Raw genomic sequence first — 13,585 nt, forward strand, 5'->3', positions numbered from 1 at the left:
GGGGGCGCGCCCGGATCGGACATCGGCGTGCCCGGCGGCGGCGCAGCCGCAATCATCGGATCGGACGGCGCCTTGGCCGTCAGCCGCCAGCCGATCCAGCCGCCGACCGCGAACAACGCGAGCACCAGCGCGCCGACAAGGAACCACGGCGGGCGCTTCGATGCCTTCTTCGGTCGTGCGACAGGCGATGGCGGCGCAGGCGGCGGTGGTGCCTGCACGCGCGCGGTCGCCGCTTCCACGGGCACGGGCTGCACCTCGGGCGCGGGCGGTGGCGCTTCCTCCTCCGGCTCTGGCGCAGGCGGCTCCTGCGGCACGGGCGGCGCGACGGGCACGACAACAGCAGCAACCACCGCCGCCGGCGGCGCCGCCCGGTCCACCACGTACAGATCGCCCAGCTTCACCAACCCCAACTCCGCCGCAAAGGCCGCCACCGTCTGCGTGCGGTCCTTGCTGTGCACGGCCAGCGTGTGGTCGACCGCGGCGCAGAAGGCCGGGCTCAGGTCGTCGCGGTCCAGCGACGACAGCGGCACGTAGGCGTCCTGCACGCTGCGCACCACGGCCGAGGGCGGCGGGTGCCCCGTGACCGCGCGGTACAGCACGGCGCCCAGCGCATAGAGGTCGGTCCACGCGCCCTGCAGCAGCGTGTTGTCGTCGGCGTACTGCTCGATCGGCGAGTAGCCCGACTTCACCATCACCGCGACCTCGTCGACCAGGTCGGCGATCGACTTGCGCGCGGCGCCGAAATCCAGCAGCACCGGGCGGTCGTCCTGCTGCTGGATGAAGATGTTGTCGGGGGCGATGTCGCGGTGGAAGCACTGGCTGTGGTGCAGCGTGTCGAGCGCGCCCAAGAGCGGCCCCAGCATGCCCAGCAGCCAGGGCTCGGTCAGCGTGCCCGGCTCGCTCTCGGCCAGCTGGCGCAGCGTGCGGCCCTTGTACAGCTGGATCGCCATGTAGGCGGTGGAGTTGGCCTCCCAGAAACGATGCACCCGCACCAGCGCCGGGTGGCTGAACTGCGCCAGCGTGCGCGCCTCGTTGATGAAGCTGCGCAGGCCGGCCGCGAAGGTGGCGGTGAGGCGCTCGGAGCGCACGTGCACGCTGTTGTCGCCCACGCGGCGCGCGAGCATCGAGGGCATGTATTCCTTGACCGCCACCTCGCGCTGCAGCGAGTGGTCGTAGGCGCGGTAGACGATGCCGAAGCCGCCCTCGCCGATGACTTCGAGCAGCTCGAACTCGTCGAGCCGGTGGCCCGTGCCGAGGGGATGGGGGCGCTCCTCCTGCGGGTCGGGCGTCGCGCTAGGGCTGGCGGGCGTCGTCATGGGGTGTCTCTTCTTCCTGCGGGTGGGTCGGGCGCGTCATGCCCATGGCACGTGGCCTTGCGAAAACAACTGCGAAAACAGCGGCGTGTTGAGCCCGCCGCCGTGCGCCGCGGTGCGCAGCGGCGAGCCGTCGGCCTGGTTGGTCCACCAGTAGCTGGTGCCGCCGAAGGGGTCGAAGCACAGCGGCAGCTCGGGCCAGCCCAGGCGCTGCTGCGCGCTCGCGCCGCGCGCACCGTTGGCCGGGCCGGCGGCCGCGCCGAGGATCGAGAGGATGTCGTCCGAGCCGCCGCTGGCGGTGCGAAAGCCCGTGCGGCCCGCGGCCAGCACCTGGCCGTCGAAGAGGTCGGGCGCCACGCCGTGGCGGATGGCCTGCAGCAGCGCGCTGCCGCACTGCCAGTACCAGGCGGCCGAACCTTCGAGCAGCGCGGGGTGGTAGCGCGCCGCGTCCACCTGCAGCGCCACGCAGGCCGGGTAGTAGCGGCCCACGCGGTCGCAGCTGGGCGCGATGCAGCCCAACTGGACCGCGTTCACGCCGTGCGTCGCGGGGATGGCGAAGTTCCAGACCGGGGCCACCGCGTAGTGGCGCGTCATGGCGTCGGGCCAGCGCTTGAAGCTGCCCAGGCCGTTCTGCATCCAGCGGTCCCACCAGGCCTGCAGTTCGCGCGGCATGCGGCGGTAGAGAAAGTCGCCGGCCGACGGCAGCTTGCCGTACCAGCCGATCTGCTCGTCGAGCGGCGACCAGGCGTGCGGGGGAGGCGTCATCCTAGGATTTCCCGGGGCAGGAGAAGCTGTTCATCTGCGACAGCCGCAGCGGGTTGTAGACGCTGTTGGCCGTCACCGCGAGCACCACCTTCTTGCCCTGCAGGTCGAAGGTCGCGTTGAACGACTCAGGCGTGCGCCCCGACGAGATCGAGGCCTTGTCGAACAGCCGGTGCAGCGCCCACGGCCCTTCGGTCACGATGCCGCCGGCCGGCGTGCCGTTGGCCACCGTGACCTGCAGCCGCACCTGGTTGCTGTTGCGCGGGCCGGGCCACTTGATGCTGCTGGGCGCCTGCGGGCCGTGGGCGTAGCGCACCGTCTGGCCGTCGATGTCCAGCGTGAACTGCGTGAGCGTGGCGTCCATGTCCTCGGGCCGAATGTCGAGCGTGAACGAGGGCGTGCGCCCGCCCGCCATGCCCATGAAGAACACGTCGCGGATCGCCTGCGCCTTCTGGAACGCATCGAGGTACGCCGAGCGTCCCGACGCGCTGCCGTCGACACCGCGCTTGAAGGTCCACGGGTTGACCGAGGTGTCGACCTGCGAGGCGAGGTTCTTTTGAAAGAAGTCGTCCATCATCCCGCCGGGCGCGAACAGCTGCGCGAAGTCGCCGGCCGCCACGTCGCGGTTGGAGCCGCGCGCGAACGGGTAGCGCCCCGCGATCGCCTGGCTGCAGAACTGCCCGATGGTCGCGGCCGCGTTCTGCCCGATGTTCTGCCGCGTCACCGCCGCGGCCTTCGACGACGCGGTGGCCGACAGGTCGTTCAGCATGCCCTGGAACGGCACCGGCAGGCGCCCTGCTTCGGCCTGCAGCTTGGTCACGGCATCGCCGGGCGGCGGGATGTTGCCGCTGCGCAGCGCGGTGTCGGTGGCGGTGAGGAAGGTGTACAGCTCGTTGATGAGCGCGGCCGTCTGGTCCAGCGGCGTCTGGCCGCCGGCCTTGGGCGCGGTCACCATGCGCCGCAGCGGCGCGAAGTGGTTGTCGACCAGCGACTCGGGCCGGTCGGGCGCGGTGTTGCGGCGCTGGCTGCCGTCGGGCTGGCCGATGAGCTGCTCGATGCGCTCGCGTGTGCTGGTCACGCGGTTCTGCGCCTGGTCGAGCAGGCTGCGCGTGGCCTCGTCGTGGTTGCGCAGCAGGTCGGTCTCGCGCGCCGCGCCGCGGATGAGGCGCGACATCGGCGACTCGCCGGTCGACAGCACGCGCGTCATCTGGATGCTCTGCAGCAGCGACTTGCTCTCGGCCAGCCGGATGTCGGCCAGGTACTCGTCCCAGGTGCGGATGTAGTCGCTGAGGTACAGGCGCCGCACTTCGCGCAGCAGCAGCTCGCGCGAAGTGATGTCGGCGATGCCCGGCGCGCGGATCTGCAGCACCCAGCGGTCTTCCTGCTCCAGCGCCAGCGTGGTCTCGGCCATGCGCTTGTCGAAGATGTCCCAGTAGCCGCGGTAGGTGAAGAGCGTGGGAATGCCGTCGGTCAGCGGCTTGCCGCTGGCGCGCCGGACCACCAGCGCCGACTCCGCGCCGCCCGCCTCGGCGATGGTGAAGGCATTGGGCGCGCTGGTCTGCAGCAGGATGCGGCGCAGCCGCGCGTACGAGCGCTGCGCCAGCGGCACGCCGGCCAGGCGCTCGCGCGTCTGCGCGATGAGCTTGTCGTCCTTGGTGAAGGGCGAGCTCACGACGCGGTCGGCAAACAGCGTCTTCAGGTGCGCTTCGAGGTTCGTGCGCTGCTCGCGCGTGAGCGAGGCGCCGATCTTGCGGTCGACGTCGGTCAGCAGCCAGGCCTGCAGGAAGTCGGCGTCGTAGCGCTCGGGGTCGTACAGCATGAGGTAGGCCTTGAGCGCCTCGTAGCTGTATTCGGCATCGGCCTTCGCGGCCTCGCGCAGCGACTGCTCCACGCGTTGCGCGGCCTGCGGCAGCAGCACGGTTTCCAATGCGCGCTGGTACACGCCGTCGGTCGCGGCCTGCAGCTTCTCGCCCTGGTAGAGCCCGAAGCGGTAGCCCACGGGCGGATCGCCGATGTCGAACTCGGCCGACTTCGGCAGGTCGCGCAGCCGGTCGAGGATGAGCAGCGAGCTCGCGATGTCGCCGCTCGAATCGACCACCGTCGGCAGCTCGCCGCGCGCGGCGGCCTTGTTGAAGGCCTTGGCGTTGCCGTCCACCTCGGCCACGTAGGCCTTGTTGTGGCGCCAGCTGTTGGCCCACGCGCCCAGCAGCACCACCGCGAGCACGCCCACCAGCGCGTAGCCCGCGAGGTCGATGGCGCGGCGGCGGCGGTACCAGCGCAGGTTGGTGCCGGCCACGCCCGCGTCGCGGAAGATCACCTGCTGCAGCAGCTCTTTCAGGAAGTAGCTCTTGCCCGGGCCCGGCGGCGGCGCGGGCGGCGCGTTCACCTGCAGGTAGCGCTTGATGGCGCCCATCACGCGGTCGAAGGCCGTGCCCTCCTGCGTGCCGCTGGTGAAGTACACGCCGCGCAGCAGCGGCGCCACCTCGAACTTCGACGGGTTGAACACGTCGGCCAGGAAGGTGCCCAGGATGTCCTCGAAGCTCGCGAACTGCTGCGGCAGCAGGTAGGCCTGCGCGCGCCGCATCGGGTCGGGCTCGGTCGCCATCAGCTCGGGCAGGCGCTCGTCCAGGCGCTGGTGCAGCAGCTTGTATTCCTGGTGGAAGCGCTCGCGCAGGTCGGCCTTGGCCGGGTCGGCGGGGTTGCCCTCGATGGGGAAGGTGAAGCCCCACACCTGCTGGCGCTCGGCGCGGCCCAGCGAGCCGAAGTACTCGTTGAAGCCGGCCAGCAGGTCGGTCTTGGTGACCAGCACGTACACCGGGAAGTTGATGCCCAGGTCGTTGCGCAGCTCGAGCAGCCGCTTGCGCAGCGCCATCGCATGGCGCGCGCGCTGCGCGTCGTCGGCCAGCGGCAGGTCGGCGATGCTGATGGTGAGGATCGCGCCGTTGATCGGCTGGCGCGGCCGGAACTTCTTGAGCAGCTCGATGAAGCCCTTCCACTCGCCCTCGTCGGTCTCGCGGTGGCTCTCGTGCGTGGTGTAGCGCCCGGCCGTGTCGATGAGCACGGCCTCGTTGGTGAACCACCAGTCGCAGTTGCGCGTGCCGCCGATGCCGCGCACCGCGGCCTTGCCGAGCTGGTCGGCGAGCGGAAAGTCGAGGTCGGAGTTGACCAGCGCCGTCGTCTTGCCCGAGCCCGGCGCGCCGATGAAGATGTACCAGGGCAGCTGGTAAAGGTACTGCCGGTCGAACAGCGCGAAGCGCCCGGCCGCCTTGCCGCCGGGGCCTGGGCCGAAGCGCATGTTCTTCAGCACCGCGGTGGCGTCGGCGAAGCCGCTGTGCAGCTCCTTGATCTCGGGCGCCTCTTCGGGCTTGGCCTCCTTCGCCTTGGGCGACGGCGTGCGCAGCTGGTGCAGCAGCTGCGCGTTGAGGCGGCGCTCGCGCCACTTGCGGTAGGCCACGCGCACCAGCCACACGCCGAACATCAGCGCGATGACCACGATGCGCACGAACTCGCCTTCGAGCGGGCGGTAGCGGCCCACGGCGATCACCGGGCCGATGACCCAGATCAGGAACGCGAGCGCGACCAGCCCGAAGAAGACCCAGAGGTCGCGGCTGACGAGAAAACGGAAGAGCGCGCGCAGCATCAGCGTGTTCCTCCTTGTGGTTGCTGCCGTGGTTGCGGCGCAGACCCCGGCACCGGCACGCCCGCCACCGGCGCCACCAGCAGCGTCACCTCGACACGCCGGTTGCGCGCGCGGTTGGCCGCCGAGTCGTTGGGCACCAGCGGATCGGCGTCGCCGCGGCCTTCGGCGCGCAGCCGCTCGGGCCGGCTCAGGCGCGTGGCGATCATGGCCTTCACCGCATCGGCGCGCGCCTGCGAGAGCTGCCAGTTGGACGGGAAGCGCACGCTGCGGATCGGCTGGTCGTCGCTGAAGCCGCTGACCAGCACGTTGCCTTCCACCGCGTTGAGCGCGTCGGCCACGCGCGCGAGCACCGGCGCGTAGCGGTCGAGCACGCGGTCGGAGCCCGAGGCGAACAGGCCGTCGCCGCGCAGCACCACCACGCTGCGATCGGCTTCGTCGCGCACCGTGAGCAGGCCGTCGCGGATCTCGGGCTCGAGAAAGCGCTGCAGGCGCGGCTGCGCCGCGGGCACCGCCACCGCGCGCTGCGTCTGCGGCAGGCGCACCGCGTTCACGGCCGAGAACGCGCCGTCGGAATGGCCCGCGAGGTTGAAGGTGAGCACCGCGAACACCAGCACCAGCAGCACCGCCGCCACCGCGCCCACGGCCCACACCGGCAGCCAGTGGCGCGTGCGGCGCACAGGCGCGCTCGCGTCCTGCCAGTGCGGCGACAGCGGCGCCGCGATTTCGCCGCGCGCCTGCCGGATGATCTGCAGCAGCCGCTGCTTGAGCGTCTCGAGTTGCGAGCGGCCGTTGTCGATGACGCGAAAGCGCCCCTCGAAGCCCATGGCCAGGCAGAAGTAGATGAGCTCGATGAGGTGCAGGTGCTGCTGCGGGTTCTGCACCAGACGCGACAGCAGCTGGAAGAACTTCTCGCCGCCCCAGGTCTCGTTGTGGAACATCACGAGCAGGCTCTGCGACGACCAGATGCTGCCGCCCCACGGCGTGAGTGCCGCGGCCTCGTCGACCGCGGTGCACAGGCAGTAGCGCGCGCCGATGATCACTTCGGGCGCGATGCCGGCCTGCTGCGCGCGTGTCTCGAAGCGCCGCACTTCGTCGACCAGGTGTTCGCGCAGTTGCGCGGGCGACGGGTGGTGGCCGGTGGCGCGGATCTGCGGGATCAGGTCGAGCAGCGGGTTGGCCGCCGCCACCAGCGGGTTGTTGCCCGCCAGCGCCGTGTCGCCCGCATGCGGGCGCCGCGCGTCGTGCCATGCGGTGAAGGCATCGGGCTGGGGTTGCTGCTGGGGTTGCGGCCCCGGGCCGCTGTGCGTGGTCGCGCCGCCGCCCGGATTGGGCGGCACGAAGCCACCCGGGCCGACGGCCATGTCATTGGCACCGTTCATAGGGTCCCTCACGGACGGATGGCCCAGAACTCCATGGCGAGCCCCGGAAAGTCGCCGGCCAGGTGCATGGCGACGCCGCCCGATTTCTCGAGCTGGCGCCACATGTCGCCGCCCTTGTCGAGTTCGAAGTAGTGGTAGCCCGCGTGGTACGGGATCTGGCGCGGCGCCACCGGCAGCGAGCGCACGACCACGCCGGGCAGCTGCAACTGCACGAGGTCGCGGATGCGCTCGACCGAGCCGATCTTGACCTGCGTCGGAAAGCGCTGCTGCACGGCATCGGCCGGCAGGTCGGCATGCACGGCGAGCACGAAGGCCGCGTTGCGCACCAGCACCGGGTCGGGCATGCGGCCCACGCGCACGCCGTGGCTGCGCTCTTCGAGTTCGATGGCGATGGCGCTCTGCTCGAGCACCGCCGACAGCGAACGCCGCAGCTCTTCCATCAGCGGGCGGATGCTCTCGTTGAGGTTGTCGTGGTCGTACACCGGCCACACCACCGGACGGCGCGTGGGCGAGGTGTGCGTGGCCAGGTCGCAGGCCAGCTTGAGCCAGTCGACGAACAGCGTCTCGGGGTGCACCTGCACCGCCTGCTGCGCATGCCAGGTGAGCGCGAGGTAGCGATTGACCAGCTCCAGCAGCAGGAAGTCGGAGACCTCGCTCACGCCGCCGCGCCCCGGCTGCGACAGCCGCGAGGCCAGCGCTTCGGAGCGCTGCGTGAGCAGGCCGTGCAGCTCGGCCGTCATGCTGCGCAGCATCGGGTGCGCCGAGGCATCGAGCACCGGCGGAATGTAGTTGGCATCGACCACCAGCTTGTGGTCGGTGCGCCGCTCGATCACGCGCACCGCGCCGATGGCCTGCCACTCGGCCGTGAGCGACGACGCGCGCGCCAGCCGCAGGCGCGGCTTCGCCAGCTGCAGCACCGCGGGGCCGAGCGCCACCGCGTTGCCGTCGGCCACTTCGCGCTCGACCACGCCGAAGCGCGCGGCCGAGCCTTCGTCCTCCGAGAAGATCACCTCTTCGCTGCCGGGCCTGCGCAGCGGCAATGCGAGCACGATGAGTTCGTCGGTGAGGTCGGTGGGCACGTCGAAGGGCATCGGTGCGTCTTCGAGGCCGAACGAGAACGGCGTGCCGTCGGGCAGCACGCCCGCACCGCCGAGCAGCGACACGCGCCCGAGCGCGAAGGCATCGCGGTCGATGTCCAGGTGCAGCCATCCCCAGTAGGCACCCTGCATGCCCGCGGTGCGGCGAGTGACGTACTGCTCGACATAGCGCTCCATCTGCTGGAAGTGCTGGGGCCGCAGGTACATGCCTTCGGACCACACCACGCGATTCGCCAATGCCTGAGATTGGGCGCCCTGACCGGCTGCGCCCGCGTTGCGAACTGTCACCAAAGAACCTCCTGGAGTGCTCACACGGAGGCGGGAAATGCGCTGTACAGCGGCTCCCCGCTCGATCTTCTTTCGCGTCTGATGCTACACGGCGCCTCTTGCGTTTTGCATGCCTTTTCAGAGGCGAATGCGCCGCACTTTCGTATTAGCGCGTGCTGAAACTTAACGACTTGGTAGCAGTTCAAGGCCGCTCTTGCGCACCGCGATGCGCACGCTCTGCTCGCTCGGAGAAAACTGCCACACCTTGTAAAGATTCGTTTGTTTCGGTTCCTTCAACGGCAACACGATGCGCCACCGCGCCGCTTCCAGCTTGCGATAGCCGGCGATCACGCCGATGGCGCGCGAGTCGAGTCCGGCCTCGCGCTTGAACACGCGTTCCTCGCCGCTGCGCAAGATGGCCTGGTCCGCGTTCACGAGTTCGGTCATGAGCGTCTCGCGGTCGCGGTCCTGCAGCGCGAAGTAGTCTGCCGTTTCAAAGTTGCCGGAAGATTTCAGTTCGAAGACCTTCACGAGAATCGGTGCGGCCTGGCCGCGACCATCGGGATTCACGCCGTCGTCGATGCGCACGGTGATGGCATACGGCGTGGGCATCGACTTCGCTGTCGATGCGCAACCAGCGAGGCCTGCGAGCAACGGCGATGTGGCCAATGCGCCTTGAATCAAGGTCCGTCGATGCATGAGATCTCCCTGAAAGCTTCGCGATCTATATTATCGAAACCATGCACGCGCACGGTGTGCATTGCGTGCTGTTGCATCGTGATGCAACAGCACGCCCTCTCTCACGCATTGCCTCTCGCGAAGTAGGAGAAAAGATTGAAGTCTTGCCTGCCTGTTCTGTCTTTTGCCTTCATGCTTGCGCTGTTGAGCGGCTGCCAGAGCACCCCGGATGCCTCACAGCAACCCGAACGCCTGAGCCAGCAAGTGGCACGCACCACGCTCGAACGCGCGCAGCAGGCCTACGATGCGGGCGACTACGCCAAGGCCATCTCCACCTTGAAGAGCGGCGGCGTGTCGGTGTTCGACGGGGCCGAGCCCGCGACGCGGCTGGCCGCACTCAAGCTCGAAGCCTTCAGCTACTGCGTGAACAACCAGATCGCGGAATGCCGCACGCAATTCCGCAAGCTCCTCGATGTGTTCCCGAGCTTCGACCTGAATGTCGCGGAACGCACCCACCCCGTGTGGGGCCCCGCGTTCGAGGCCGCGAAGAAGATGAAGCGCGGATGACACGCGGCCGGCCACGGCCGCGCCCGGGCACGCTCGCGCCCACCGCGACGAACATGGAGATGCCATGCGCTGGACAGTGATTGAACACGGCGGCATGCCCGTGGCCTCGGGGCCCTCGGCACTGCTCGCCGCCCCGGGCGGCACCATCGGCCGCAGCCCCGACAACCACCTCGTGCTGCCCGACGAACACCGGCAGATCTCGCGCCTGCAGGCCACCGTGCGCTTCGACGACGACGGCGCCGCCGTGGTGCGCAACATGAGTGCGGTGCTGCCGATCAGCGTGAACGGACGCACGCTGCGCCACGAAGAAGAATCGCGCGTCGCGCTGGGCGACCGCGTGACCATCGGCAGCTACGTGCTCGAAGCCGCGAGTGCAAGCCAGGCCCCACCGCCTGCGATCGCCGAGGCGCCCATCACCGAGCCGCTCACGGAGCCACCGGCCGCACCGATCACCGAGCCGTCGCTGTCGCAGTTGGTGTCTGCTCCGCCTGTGGCATCGAACCTCGCATCGGCGCCGTCGATCAGCGCGCTGCTGCCCACTGCAGCGCCGGCCTCCGATGTCTTCGCGGACCTGTTCGGCGAAGGCGCGCTGCCTCTTGGTGATGCACCGCCCGAGAAGACGGTCGCGATGCCGACCTTCGCGCCGGCGCCGGTGAATGCACCGGCCCCTGCGCCGCTACCTGCACCGCCGCCGTTGTCTTCTACTGCTGCAGCAACCTCCACGACCACGCAGGTCTCCGCGCAGATGCCGTCGGCCGCCGACTGGGACGCCATCCTCGCGAACGCACCGCGCCGCGCCGACGATGCGGCAGCGCCCATGCCCGACCCGCTGGCGCACGAGCCCTTCGCCCTGCCCTCGCAGGCGCAGCGCAACCCCGTCGATCCGCTCGCCGAACTGGATCCGCAGGCGACGCAAGGCCTGTCGGACCTCGCGCTCAAGCGCAGCATGGACCCGCTCTCCTTCTTCGCCGAAGACCGCGATGCGCCCTCGCCGCTGTCCGACCCGCGCCCCACGGCGCTGACGCAGGACAACCCGCTCGACGACGTGCACCCGGCCATGGAACTGATCGCGCGACCGCCGGCCGCGGCGTCGGGCCACAGCCTCGCGAACCATGCGCGCGAGATGACGTCGCAGTTCAATCCGCCGCAGCCGGTGGCAGTTGCGCCATCGGTCGCCGTGCCGGAGCCTGTGGAAGAGGCTGTGCCGGTTGAAGAGGAGCCTGTCGTTGTCGCAGCGCCGGAGATTCCGGCCGCCGTGGCGCAGCCCGCCGTGCTTGAAGAAGAAGCGCCGCCTGCCTTGCCCGTCGCTGCAGTCCCTGCGCCGGTGCCGACCTCACCACGCGCCCCCTCCTCCGGCGACGACCTGTTCAAGGCGTTTCTCGAAGGCGCCGGCGTGCCCGAGATCGCGGGCCAGCAGCCGCTCGATGCCGAGGCGATGCGCCACCTCGGCCGGCTGATGCGCGCCTTCACCGACGGCACCATCGAGCTGCTGTCGTCGCGCGCGATGCTCAAGCGCGAGGTGCGCGCCGAGATCACCATGATCGTGGATGAAGAGAACAACCCCTTCAAGATCCTGCCCAACGGCCGCGCCGTGCTGATGCAGATGTTCGGCGCGCGCATGCCCGGCTTTCTCACGCCCGAGGCCGCCGTGCACGATGCGCTGGGCGACCTGCAGTCGCACCAGCTCGGCATGGTCGCCGGCATGCGCGCCGCACTGCTCACGCTCTTGCATCGCTTCGATCCGGGCGGCCTCGACAAGGCCACGCCGCACGACGGCGGGCTCGGCGAGAAGTTTCTACCCGGCGGTCGCGAAGCGCGGCTGTGGCGCCAGCTGAAGCAGTTGCACGCCAGCACCACCGCCGCCGTCGAGGACGACTTCCAGGCCGTCTTCGGCCGCGCCTTCCAGCAGGCCTACGACCGCGAGATGGAACGCTTGAAGGAGGCGCGCCGTGCTTGAAGCCACCCACGCCTTCGCAGTGCCTATCTCGACCTCGCAGTTCTCGTGCGTGGGCGAACGCAGCGGCAACCAGGACGCCATCGGTTATCACCTGGACGAACGCAACGCCTGCTTCGTCGTGAGCGATGGCGTCGGCGGCCACGCGGGCGGCGAGCTGGCCTCGCGCATCGTGGTCGACACCGCGCTCAACACTTTTGTCGACCACCCGTCCGTCGCGGCCGACGACATCCGCCATGCGGTGAAAGAAGCCAACGACGCCGTGCTCGCCAAGCAGCGCGAGCTGGCCGACCAGAGCCGCATGAGCGCGACCATCGTCTCACTGTTCGTCGATCGCGCCACCGGCGAAGCCTGCTGGGCCCACGTCGGCGACAGCCGCCTCTACTGGTTCCGCCGCGGCGCGCTGATGCAGCGCACCGAAGACCACAGCCTGTCCGAACGCTCCGGCGAAGCCGCCGCGGGCCAGGGCGCCAACGGCGGCGAGCGCCTGGTGAAAAGCAACCTGCTGTACCGCGCGCTCGGTGCGCGCGCGACGGCGGAGACCTCGGTGTCGACACCGCAGCGGCTGGCCGATGGCGATGCGTTCCTGCTGTGCACCGACGGGCTCTGGCAGCTCATCTCGCAGCAGGTGATGGAACGATCGCTGCAGCTGGCCGACAGCGCGGAAGAGTGGCTCGCCCTGCTGCGCCGCGCGGCCGAGGCCAAGGCCGACAAGTCGCGCGACAACTACTCGGCGCTGGCGGTGTGGGTGGGGTCGCCGCAGCAGGTGACGCTGGCGGGGGCAACTTCGACAGCGCAGCCAGTCGCGCCCCGTTAAGCCGGGGAAACAGCCCCGTCGCGCACCGCTCGACAGGGCGGCGCCTCAGGCCGCCAGCACAAGCACCTTCAACTGGCTTGGCACCAACCGCATGCCGACGATGTTGCAGCGGTTCTGCAACGTGATGCTTGTAACGCGCGTGGCTGGCGTGCCCTTGAGCAGCACGGTGAAGGCGCCCGTCAGGTGGCGCGACTGCTGCATGAAGGTCTGGGACACCACACCGCCAAGCGCACCCGGCTGATCGCCGAGCGTGATCGGTGTCACCGTGGCCATGTTGTGGGCCGGCATGCCCGCGAACAGGATGTTCCATGCATTGGGAATGGCCATCGGCCCCAACGCCATGTTGGGGAAAGGGATGGGAACCGGCGTGCGGCACACGTCGGGAAACGCGAGATCCATCCCCATGAGTTGGCAATTGGCGAACATCGTGCGACCTCCTCAGCCCATGTGGATCTGCGAGGCATCGACCTTCACGAGGTCCTGCCCCGTGACCATCGTGTGCCGGCCATGGATACGCACCGTGTCGCTGGCCTTGCAGTCGAGGTGCCGGACCCGGGACTGGTCCATCTCGTCGACGATCCGCAACGTGTTGCGTGCCATCTGCACGATCCGGTCGGCCACCGTCTCGAGGACCTTGCCGAAGAACCTGGTCGTTCCTGCGGTCGCCTCGACGGACTTCGCGGTGAAGCGCAATTCGTCGGTGCGGCAATCGGCAGTGTCGGCCTGCAAGGCCCACTGCCCGGCGCTCATGGCGAGCCGGGTGCCGCTGCGCAGGCGCACCTCGCCCTCGCTCTCGATCGCGACCGGATGCGCATTGCCGCCGAGCACCAGTGCGCCATCGACCTCGATGCGGCTGACGGCGGCATCGGCCTGCTCGAGCACCGCGATCAGGAAGACGCGGTAGGAGTCCGGCCCCGAGAGCAGCACGGTGTCGCCGACCTGCGGCTTGAGCAGGCAACTGGCCGCACGCCGGCAGGTGCGCACGCCACCGGCCTCGTCCTCGACGGCGAACTGCCCGTCGTCCAGCAGGCGGCGAACCGTGCCGATCGAATGAACCGGGGATGAGGCGTCGGATGCGACGCGCAGCGGAACAACATTCATGATGATTTCC

General features: G+C 69.7%; 11 protein-coding genes. 3 read left to right on the top strand and 8 right to left on the bottom strand.

What is annotated here, in order from left to right; genetic code table 11:
- The 6 genes from VBO01S_RS11005 to tssJ form a co-directional block, all read right to left on the bottom strand.
- Window positions 1-1,316, bottom strand: a 1,316-nt coding sequence (locus VBO01S_RS11005) for a serine/threonine-protein kinase (RefSeq protein ID WP_062473931.1), incomplete at its 3' end; no start/stop codon positions are given.
- 36 nt (window positions 1,317-1,352) lie between these two features.
- Window positions 1,353-2,078 carry a type VI secretion system-associated protein TagF gene (tagF, locus tag VBO01S_RS11010; RefSeq protein WP_062473933.1) on the bottom strand — a complete coding sequence of 242 codons (726 nt, stop codon included), beginning with the start codon at window positions 2,076-2,078 and terminating at the stop codon, window positions 1,353-1,355.
- Window position 2,079: 1 nt separating this feature from the next.
- Entirely contained in the window at window positions 2,080-5,715 is a 3,636-nt protein-coding gene (gene tssM / locus VBO01S_RS11015) for a type VI secretion system membrane subunit TssM (RefSeq protein ID WP_062473935.1), read from the bottom strand.
- Window positions 5,715-7,094 carry a DotU family type VI secretion system protein gene (locus VBO01S_RS11020; protein ID WP_062473937.1) on the bottom strand — a complete coding sequence of 460 codons (1,380 nt, stop codon included), beginning with the start codon at window positions 7,092-7,094 and terminating at the stop codon, window positions 5,715-5,717. The genes tssM and VBO01S_RS11020 overlap by 1 nt, the downstream gene beginning before the upstream one ends.
- 8 nt (window positions 7,095-7,102) lie before the next feature.
- The gene (tssK, locus tag VBO01S_RS11025; RefSeq protein WP_235926916.1) at window positions 7,103-8,398 is read right to left on the bottom strand and encodes a type VI secretion system baseplate subunit TssK; all 1,296 of its coding nucleotides are present in this window, start codon (window positions 8,396-8,398) and stop codon (window positions 7,103-7,105) included.
- A gap of 243 nt (window positions 8,399-8,641) precedes the next feature.
- Window positions 8,642-9,157, bottom strand: a complete 516-nt coding sequence (gene tssJ, locus VBO01S_RS11030) for a type VI secretion system lipoprotein TssJ (RefSeq protein WP_062473939.1) — start codon at window positions 9,155-9,157, stop codon at window positions 8,642-8,644.
- A gap of 171 nt (window positions 9,158-9,328) precedes the next feature.
- On the opposite strand from tssJ, the gene VBO01S_RS11035 reads away from it, so the two are divergent.
- From VBO01S_RS11035 to VBO01S_RS11045, 3 genes are all read left to right on the top strand, one after another.
- Complete coding sequence (locus VBO01S_RS11035) at window positions 9,329-9,703, top strand: TssQ family T6SS-associated lipoprotein (protein ID WP_223301458.1); 375 nt, start codon at window positions 9,329-9,331, stop codon at window positions 9,701-9,703.
- A 64-nt stretch (window positions 9,704-9,767) separates the two neighbouring features.
- Window positions 9,768-11,660: a type VI secretion system-associated FHA domain protein TagH gene (gene tagH / locus VBO01S_RS11040; RefSeq protein ID WP_062473943.1), complete on the top strand. Its 1,893-nt coding sequence runs from the start codon at window positions 9,768-9,770 to the stop codon at window positions 11,658-11,660.
- On the top strand, window positions 11,653-12,474 hold the full coding sequence (locus VBO01S_RS11045; protein WP_062473945.1) for a PP2C family protein-serine/threonine phosphatase: 822 nt from the start codon (window positions 11,653-11,655) through the stop codon (window positions 12,472-12,474). The genes tagH and VBO01S_RS11045 overlap by 8 nt, the downstream gene beginning before the upstream one ends.
- A 45-nt stretch (window positions 12,475-12,519) precedes the next feature.
- Here VBO01S_RS11045 and VBO01S_RS11050 read toward each other — a convergent pair whose 3' ends face one another.
- On the bottom strand, window positions 12,520-12,900 hold the full coding sequence (locus VBO01S_RS11050; RefSeq protein WP_062473947.1) for a DUF4150 domain-containing protein: 381 nt from the start codon (window positions 12,898-12,900) through the stop codon (window positions 12,520-12,522).
- A gap of 12 nt (window positions 12,901-12,912) precedes the next feature.
- Window positions 12,913-13,575 carry a DUF3540 domain-containing protein gene (locus tag VBO01S_RS11055; RefSeq protein WP_062473948.1) on the bottom strand — a complete coding sequence of 221 codons (663 nt, stop codon included), beginning with the start codon at window positions 13,573-13,575 and terminating at the stop codon, window positions 12,913-12,915.
- Window positions 13,576-13,585: the final 10 nt, after the last annotated feature.

It is taken from the genome of Variovorax boronicumulans NBRC 103145, from assembly GCF_001591345.1.
Lineage (GTDB): Bacteria > Pseudomonadota > Gammaproteobacteria > Burkholderiales > Burkholderiaceae_C > Variovorax > Variovorax boronicumulans.

Bases quoted from the DNA above. Each gene is read 5' to 3' on its own strand.
- VBO01S_RS11020 (WP_062473937.1), bottom strand. From the start codon at position 7,094: ATGAACGGTGCCAATGACATGGCCGTCGGCCCGGGTGGCTTCGTGCCG.
- tagF (WP_062473933.1), bottom strand. From the start codon at position 2,078: ATGACGCCTCCCCCGCACGCCTGGTCGCCGCTCGACGAGCAGATCGGC.
- VBO01S_RS11050 (WP_062473947.1), bottom strand. From the start codon at position 12,900: ATGTTCGCCAATTGCCAACTCATGGGGATGGATCTCGCGTTTCCCGAC.
- VBO01S_RS11035 (WP_223301458.1), top strand. From the start codon at position 9,329: ATGCTTGCGCTGTTGAGCGGCTGCCAGAGCACCCCGGATGCCTCACAG.
- tssJ (WP_062473939.1), bottom strand. From the start codon at position 9,157: ATGCATCGACGGACCTTGATTCAAGGCGCATTGGCCACATCGCCGTTG.
- tagH (WP_062473943.1), top strand. From the start codon at position 9,768: ATGCGCTGGACAGTGATTGAACACGGCGGCATGCCCGTGGCCTCGGGG.
- VBO01S_RS11055 (WP_062473948.1), bottom strand. From the start codon at position 13,575: ATGAATGTTGTTCCGCTGCGCGTCGCATCCGACGCCTCATCCCCGGTT.
- tssK (WP_235926916.1), bottom strand. From the start codon at position 8,398: ATGTACCTGCGGCCCCAGCACTTCCAGCAGATGGAGCGCTATGTCGAG.
- tssM (WP_062473935.1), bottom strand. From the start codon at position 5,715: ATGCTGCGCGCGCTCTTCCGTTTTCTCGTCAGCCGCGACCTCTGGGTC.